Here is a 7,246-nt window from a genome sequence, read left to right on the forward strand (position 1 = left end):
AGGAGGGAATGTATGAGGGGTGAAAAAACTTTATCTTTATTTAGATTATGTTTAAGTCTTCTAGCATGTAGCGCCATTATTACGCAATTCATAATCAGGGCACAAGTGAAACCGTTCAATCCAGTTAACTTTTTTAGTTTCTTTACGATCGAAAGTAACATTTTAGTTGCATGTATTCTCCTTTTAAGCAGTATCGGAACAGCTACATTTGGTCGATCAGAGCAGTTTGGTATACTTCGTGGTGCGGCAACGGTATATATACTTACGACAGGACTAATTTATTTTTTACTATTAAGAGGATTAGAAGAATCACTTCAAACTGCAATACCATGGGTAAATACGGTGCTGCATTATATCATGCCAATTACCATGCTTTTAGATTGGATTTTAAATCCACCAAATAAGAAAATCACCTGGAAAAAAGCTGCAAGTTGGCTCTTATTCCCGTTTTTTTACGTTGTATATAGCTTATTACGTGGTCCAATCGTAAATTGGTATCCATATCCTTTTTTAGATCCGAGAATAGGAGGATATGGTAGAGTCCTTTTATATAGTATAGGGATAGCTGTTGTAATTGGCGCTATTTGTATATTGGTAAGATTTTTAGGGAATCGAAATTTTAGGAAAGAATTTTAGAAATGCAAGAACCCCCACTGTTTCTGTTTTTAACAGTGGGGGTTCACTTTATCTACTCGTCTTCTGAAACGACAACTTTATAAATTTCTCCGTCTTCGTTTCAAATTCTACATCAACAAAAACACCATATTCTTTTCCATCTTCACGTAACCACAATTTAAATTTTTCAACAGTTATTTGAACTGTTTTGGGTTTTCTACCTATATGTAGATAATCAATAATTTCTGCTTTTGGGTATTGTTCTTTCGTCTTTTCTACGGCAAGTTTACCCCATTTGGCATACGGCGGCTGCGCATGAACAATTGATGAGCCTGTATATATATTTGAACATGTTGTTAGGAACAGAATGACGAGTGCGACACGTTTTAACGATTTTTTCATGATGAACTCCTTTTATCCTTTTTTTATATTGTTTACATATTTTTTCAACGATATTAGTTTGGATTTTTTTGTCTTCTTTACATAAAAGCGAGGCTTTTACAAAACATAACCAAGAAATCATTTCTGTAATTAAGGAGGGAAAAGTATGCGCCAAAAAGCTATTTTTAAAATAGCAGTTTTACTTGCGTTCATAGGACTGTCTTTAATGGTCAGTAGTATACAACTAAAGAATGTAGAAGCTTTTTCTAATCAAGTCATTCAAAGAGGAGCATCTGGCGAAGATGTCATTGAACTGCAATCTCGTTTGAAATATAACGGATTTTATACGGGAAAAGTGGATGGTGTTTTCGGATGGGGTACATATTGGGCACTTCGGAATTTTCAAGAGAAATTCGGATTACCCGTTGATGGTTTAGCTGGAGCTAAAACGAAGCAAATGCTCGTGAAGGCAACGAAGTATGACAAGTCCACTGCCAATAAAGGAAATAGTGGTAGTACTGCACAAAAAAATAAACCATCTCAAAATAAAGGGACAAATGTTCCGAATGGTTATTCGCAAAATGACATTCAACTCATGGCAAACGCAGTATACGGGGAATCACGTGGTGAACCGTATTTAGGACAAGTTGCAGTAGCTGCTGTTATTTTAAATCGTGTTACAAGTGCATCATTTCCAAATACCGTTTCAGGAGTAATATTTGAGCCAAGAGCCTTTACGGCAGTTGCGGATGGGCAAATATATTTAACGCCAAATGAAACAGCGAAAAAAGCTGTATTAGATGCGATTAATGGATGGGATCCAACAGGAAATGCTTTATATTATTTCAATCCAGATACTGCGACTAGTAAATGGATTTGGACTCGTCCACAAATTAAAAAAATCGGTAAACATATTTTCTGTAAATAGAGCGGAGGTGGGACAATGTTACGAGGTATTATCATTGTATTATTAACAGTCGGTGTAGTAGGAACAGGATACTGGGGCTATAAAGAGCACCAAGAGAAAAATGCGGTTTTAATTAGAGCGGAAAATAGCTATCAACGTGCATTCCATGATTTAGCATACGAAGTCGATTTATTACACGATAAAATTGGCACAACACTTGCGATGAATTCACGATCATCTTTATCACCTGCATTAGCGGATGTATGGCGTTTAACATCTGAAGCTCGCTCAGATGTAGGGCAACTTCCTTTAACATTAATGCCATTTAATAAAACGGAAGAATTTTTAGCGAATATCGGTGATTTTAGTTACCGTGCAGCCATTCGTGATTTAGAAAAAGAGCCTTTAAATGAGCAAGAATATAAAACGTTGCAAACTTTATATTCAAATGCAGGAAATATACAAGATGAACTAAGAAAAGTACAACATCTTGTTTTGAAAAATAATTTACGCTGGATGGATGTAGAAATGGCACTTGCATCAAATCGCGATCCAGCAGATAACACAATTATTGATGGATTGAAAACTGTAGAGAAAAACGTAACATCATATTCTTCTACAAACTTCGGACCGACCTTTACAAGTGCGCAAAAAAATAAAAAAGGCGGATTTGAAGCGCAAGGAAAGGCAATTTCTAAAGATGAAGCGGCGAAAATTGCAAAATCGTTTTTGAATTTAAAAGGAAATGAAAAAGTAGATGTTGAGAAAAGCGGAAAAGGTGCGAAAGAATCTTTCTATAGTGTGAAAATTAAAGATGAAGCAACGAACAATGAGTTTTATATGGATATTACGGGAAAAGGCGGATATCCAATTTGGGTTATGAATAACCGCGAAATTAAAGAACAGAAAGTTAGTTTAAACGATGCAGGTAGTAAAGGTTTGAAATTTTTAAAGGACCATAAGTTTAATAATATGGAGCTTTATGATAGCTCTCAATATGATAATGTTGGTGTGTTTACGTATGTAGTAAATGAAAATGGAGTACGAATTTATCCAGAAGCAATCCAAATGAAAATTGCTTTAGATGACGGTTCTATCGTAGGGTTCTCCGCAAAAGAATATTTAGCGTCGCATCAAAAACGAACAGTTCCATCGGCAAAGTTAACTGTAGCAGAAGCAAGAAAGAAAATCAATCCGGATGTGAAAGTAATGGAAGAACGTAAAGCTGTAGTAGTCAATGATTTGCATAATGAAGTACTTTGCTATGAATTTGTAGGTACTTTAGGAAAAGATACGTACCAAATATTCATTAATGCTAATAGTGGGGCCGAAGAAAAGGTAAAGAAAATGCAAGCTGTTGAAAAAATTTATGATTAAACCTTAATAGTGAAGTGGTGAAAATAATGAAAACTCTAATATATATATTGATGCTTTGCTTCGTTATAACTGGATGCAGTATTGGAAAAAAAGACAATCCAAACGAAAAGCCGGAACAAAAAAATGTCTCAATGAAAAATGTTAATTATACGAATAAATTAAATAAGCCAAATGAAAAAGCAGCAGATCATTTAGCATCTTTAGCTGCAAGTGTGCCAGGTGTGAATGATGCGACAGCCGTAGTAGTCGGCAAATATGCAATTGTAGGTATAGACGTAAAAGCAAAACTTGATCGAACTCGAGTTGAATCAATTAAATACTCTGTTGCAGAAAGTTTAAAAAATGATCCTGACGGTGCTAATGCAGTCGTTGTAGCAGATGTTGATACGTATGAACGCCTCAAACAAATTGGAAAGCAAATTAAAAAAGGAAAAACAGGTGAAGGTATACTAGATGAATTAGCGGCTATTGTGGGCCGAGTAATGCCACAAGTTCCAAATGATATGATTGAAAATAGAGAAACGAATCCAATTAAAGATAATGATAAACAATTACCAAAAGATGAAAAACAAGAGCTAAGAAAAGAACAGGATGATCAATCAAATAATCATTTGAATAAATGAAATTAGCCTCGTACTTAATTGTACGAGGTTTTTGAATATAATATTAAATATTCAGTTTATTTTTAAGGGAATATATGGTTTAATTATGATGGGAGGGACAACTGTTATGATGAAAAAAAGCGCATGTATATTGTTTAGTTTTTGCTTAGGTTTCAGTATGACAGCGTGTGAACAGAGAAAAGAAGTGAAAAATCAAACAGCAACTTCTTCTACTGTGATGGAAAGGCAACAGAAAGCGTCTATCAATATAAACCATTTCTCGAACATAAATGAAGGAATGACTTATACAGAAGTAAAAGATTTAATTGGTTGTGAAGGGGATTTACTTATAGAAGAAGGGGTAGAGCATTCTACACAAATTAAACAAATTTTTGCTTGGAAAGGAAACGATCCAAATTCATTTGTTGAAATTACCTTTTTAGATGGAAGAGTGCATTCAAAAGTACAGCAAGGTATAAGTTAATAAGCAAAAAATGGGAGAGTTTAGCATGAACATACACACAGGGGAAATTCAATTAGTTCCGTATAAGGAGAAATATAAAGAAGTTATTCAAACATTTACTTTACCAAGTGAACAAGTTCAGTTTACATCAGATCCAAGCGCATTACTGGAGAAAGCAAAAAGTGATCGTACAAAAAATGTGATTGTTATTTTAGATTACAATGGGGTACCGGTTGGTCTTTTCGCATTGCAAACGGGAGATAGAGTAAAGGAGTTTACGGATAATGAGGATGCTTTACTTTTAACATCATTTTCTATTAATCACAATAGACAAAGAAAGGGATACGCTAAAAAGTCATTGTTATTATTAGAAGAGTTTGTAAAACGTTATTTTCCAATAAAAAATGAAGTTGTACTTGCTGTGAATGAAAGAAATATTCCTGCACAAAATTTATATGCAAAAGTCGGCTTCCAAGATAAAGGTTTTAGAAGAATGGGACCAATTGGCCAACAAATAATAATGCATTTACCTATAATGAAATAATGAGATAGAAAACTTACTCTTGAATATTCATGTAGTAGGTTTTTTTATTTTAACAATATATAATATATGTATATAAAATGAAACAGAAATGAAGGATATAAAAAATGAATCAAGATAGACAATGGAATATTGTTGGGGGAAGAGTGATTAAAACTGGGATTGCAGTTTTTCTTACAGTGTTAGTTTGTAAATTTTTTAACATCCCAACTATTTTTGCTGTAATAACAGCAATTGTTACAATTGAACCAACTGCAACAGACTCAATAAAAAAAGGGTTTATTCGCTTTCCGGCCTCAACAATTGGATCGGCATATGCCATGACTTTCACATTTTTCCTAGGCCATCAAGCAATTTCTTATGCATTAGCTGCGATGTTTACGATTGTTACATGTCAAAAACTAAGGTTACATGCGGGAACATTAGTCGCGACTTTAACTGCTGTAGCTATGATTCCAATTACGGCAGATCATTATTTTACTGCATTTTTAATTCGTTTAGCTACTACATCTACTGGTATTATAGTATCTACTTTAGTGAATTTTTTCATTTTCCCACCACACTACACGAAAACGATTTTTGGATGTACAGAGGATCTATTTGCTAAAACAGCAAATATTATGGAAGAATGGATTACTGCATTACTTGCAGGAAAAGGTATGAAAAAGGAGACAGCTCAGGATCTATCTAAATTGACTTTATTATTGCATAAGGCGATACAATTTGTTCAATATGAGCAGAAAGATTGGAAATATCATCACCATACAAAGAAGGAAATGAGAAGCTTTTTACTTGTACAAAAGCAATTGCATTTATTACAGCAAATCATTTACCATATAGATAATTTAGCTCGAGTGTCAATTGAGACCTGTGACTGGTCACAAAGTGAAAGGGAAATATTACAACAAACAACTTATTCTATAATTGCTATATTGAGAAACCGTTGTAATGAAATTGATGAGGAACATTTTAAACTTATTGCTGAATTAGACAAGCAATTTTGGAGTTATAAAAATGATTTAAAAGATTATAAACCAGATCATTATCATCACCATTTTTCAAGTGAATCTATTATTTTATTTGAGGTATTATCTATTCATGATATGTTAGAAGAATTAAAACAAATATCCGAGAAATATGAGTGGGAAAATCAATTCAGTTGATAAATTCATTTTATTGTGGGGGAATAATATGACAATTTATGTTGCACTACTAAGAGGAATCAATGTCGGTGGACATAAAGTAATCAAAATGGCTGATTTAAAACGATTGTTTGAATCAATAGAATTAAAACATGTGAAAACATATATACAAAGTGGTAATATCGTGTTCGAATCTGAGGAAGGTATAAACTTTCTAAAGGACCGAATACAATCTGAAATGAAAAATGAATTTGATTTCGATGTTCCAGTCATGCTAAGAACACATGATGAATTTATAAATATTATTAAACAATGTCCGTATGAAGTTCATTCATTGTTAGAAGGAGAAAGTGTTCATGTTGCTTTTTTAGCTAATGTACTTTCTGAAGAAGAGAGTAGTAAATTGCTTACATTTAAAAGTGAACTTGAAGATTGCTATATAGATGAGAAGGTTGCTTATTTGTTTTTCAAAAATAGCATTCGAAATTCTAAATTAATGAACCAGTTTCAGAAGTTACATACACCAGCTACAGTTAGGAATTGGCGGACTGTGAATAAATTAAAAGCAATTGTAGAGAGTATGTAAATATAAAAAGATGAGGTTTTCTACATGTAGAAAACCTCATCTTTTTACTTATATTGTTTTGCAACTATGAGTTCGACAATAGGATAAATAAAGAATGAAGAGCAAATTGCGATGAACAGAGGGAGGTTTTTAACGCCATCTAAATTAGCCCCCATAGAAAATCCTTCGGAGAAGATTAATAAAAGGAACATTATAACTACAAGCACAAAATACGCAATTTTAAAGCTTTTATATGTAATTTGTTGGCCCATTTCATCTTGACTTTCTTCTGATACACCGTGGGGATCTCCCCAAGTAATGTGATTAATTAAATTACTAAGTATTAACGAAATAGCAAAAATCGTACTACCCAAAATAGAACCTTCAGTGATGTATTTATATGTGCCATGTACTATTATTGCAATTAATGCTAAAACAATGATGATAAAAATAGTTTTTTTAGTATTCAATAAATAATTGCCCCCCTCGATTGTAAAAAACTCTTTACAAATATAAGTATAAAATTGGAAAAGTATCATGTCAAATACTTTTTACATAAAATATGTAAGTATGCAATATTTTGGTTTTATGATAAATAAAAAATTACAATACATTTGAATGTAAAAGAATGGGCTCGCATATATTTGGAAGGG

General features: G+C 33.0%; 10 protein-coding genes. 8 read left to right on the top strand and 2 right to left on the bottom strand.

Going from position 1 to position 7,246, the window contains the following annotated elements; translation table 11 throughout:
- The first annotated feature begins 12 nt into the window (after nt 1-12).
- Complete coding sequence (locus MR160_RS14690; protein WP_001213866.1) at nt 13-636, top strand: Pr6Pr family membrane protein; 624 nt, start codon at nt 13-15, stop codon at nt 634-636.
- Between the two features lie 48 nt (nt 637-684).
- Here MR160_RS14690 and MR160_RS14695 read toward each other — a convergent pair whose 3' ends face one another.
- Nucleotides 685-1,017: a DUF3889 domain-containing protein gene (locus MR160_RS14695; RefSeq protein WP_000749154.1), complete on the bottom strand. Its 333-nt coding sequence runs from the start codon at nt 1,015-1,017 to the stop codon at nt 685-687.
- Between the two features lie 145 nt (nt 1,018-1,162).
- On the opposite strand from MR160_RS14695, the gene sleB reads away from it, so the two are divergent.
- The 7 genes from sleB to MR160_RS14730 all read left to right on the top strand — a co-directional run bounded on the left by sleB (nt 1,163) and on the right by MR160_RS14730 (nt 6,614).
- The gene (gene sleB, locus MR160_RS14700; protein ID WP_001249046.1) at nt 1,163-1,924 is read left to right on the top strand and encodes a spore cortex-lytic enzyme; all 762 of its coding nucleotides are present in this window, start codon (nt 1,163-1,165) and stop codon (nt 1,922-1,924) included.
- A 15-nt stretch (nt 1,925-1,939) separates the two neighbouring features.
- Nucleotides 1,940-3,280, top strand: a complete 1,341-nt coding sequence (gene ypeB / locus MR160_RS14705; protein WP_000943737.1) for a germination protein YpeB — start codon at nt 1,940-1,942, stop codon at nt 3,278-3,280.
- Between the two features lie 26 nt (nt 3,281-3,306).
- On the top strand, nt 3,307-3,903 hold the full coding sequence (locus tag MR160_RS14710) for a YhcN/YlaJ family sporulation lipoprotein (protein ID WP_000854051.1): 597 nt from the start codon (nt 3,307-3,309) through the stop codon (nt 3,901-3,903).
- Nucleotides 3,904-4,009: 106 nt separating this feature from the next.
- Nucleotides 4,010-4,366, top strand: a complete 357-nt coding sequence (locus tag MR160_RS14715) for a hypothetical protein (protein ID WP_000976437.1) — start codon at nt 4,010-4,012, stop codon at nt 4,364-4,366.
- A 10-nt stretch (nt 4,367-4,376) separates the two neighbouring features.
- A complete protein-coding gene (locus tag MR160_RS14720) occupies nt 4,377-4,889 on the top strand; it encodes a GNAT family N-acetyltransferase (RefSeq protein WP_003278429.1) in 513 nt (170 codons plus the stop codon).
- 104 nt (nt 4,890-4,993) lie between these two features.
- The gene (locus MR160_RS14725) at nt 4,994-6,049 is read left to right on the top strand and encodes an aromatic acid exporter family protein (protein WP_001070855.1); all 1,056 of its coding nucleotides are present in this window, start codon (nt 4,994-4,996) and stop codon (nt 6,047-6,049) included.
- Between the two features lie 28 nt (nt 6,050-6,077).
- The gene (locus MR160_RS14730) at nt 6,078-6,614 is read left to right on the top strand and encodes a DUF1697 domain-containing protein (RefSeq protein ID WP_000158573.1); all 537 of its coding nucleotides are present in this window, start codon (nt 6,078-6,080) and stop codon (nt 6,612-6,614) included.
- Between the two features lie 44 nt (nt 6,615-6,658).
- Here the strand turns inward: MR160_RS14730 and MR160_RS14735 are convergent, their stop codons facing one another.
- Nucleotides 6,659-7,063 carry a hypothetical protein gene (locus MR160_RS14735; protein WP_001093136.1) on the bottom strand — a complete coding sequence of 135 codons (405 nt, stop codon included), beginning with the start codon at nt 7,061-7,063 and terminating at the stop codon, nt 6,659-6,661.
- Nucleotides 7,064-7,246: the final 183 nt, after the last annotated feature.

The organism is Bacillus cereus group sp. BfR-BA-01382 (assembly GCF_022663475.1).
Classification (GTDB): Bacteria; Bacillota; Bacilli; order Bacillales; family Bacillaceae_G; genus Bacillus_A; species Bacillus_A thuringiensis_S.

Coding starts and splice junctions, on each gene's coding strand:
- MR160_RS14690 (WP_001213866.1), top strand. CDS start 13: ATGAGGGGTGAAAAAACTTTATCTTTATTTAGATTATGTTTAAGTCTT.
- MR160_RS14695 (WP_000749154.1), bottom strand. CDS start 1,017: ATGAAAAAATCGTTAAAACGTGTCGCACTCGTCATTCTGTTCCTAACA.
- sleB (WP_001249046.1), top strand. CDS start 1,163: ATGCGCCAAAAAGCTATTTTTAAAATAGCAGTTTTACTTGCGTTCATA.
- ypeB (WP_000943737.1), top strand. CDS start 1,940: ATGTTACGAGGTATTATCATTGTATTATTAACAGTCGGTGTAGTAGGA.
- MR160_RS14710 (WP_000854051.1), top strand. CDS start 3,307: ATGAAAACTCTAATATATATATTGATGCTTTGCTTCGTTATAACTGGA.
- MR160_RS14715 (WP_000976437.1), top strand. CDS start 4,010: ATGATGAAAAAAAGCGCATGTATATTGTTTAGTTTTTGCTTAGGTTTC.
- MR160_RS14720 (WP_003278429.1), top strand. CDS start 4,377: ATGGGAGAGTTTAGCATGAACATACACACAGGGGAAATTCAATTAGTT.
- MR160_RS14725 (WP_001070855.1), top strand. CDS start 4,994: ATGAATCAAGATAGACAATGGAATATTGTTGGGGGAAGAGTGATTAAA.
- MR160_RS14730 (WP_000158573.1), top strand. CDS start 6,078: ATGACAATTTATGTTGCACTACTAAGAGGAATCAATGTCGGTGGACAT.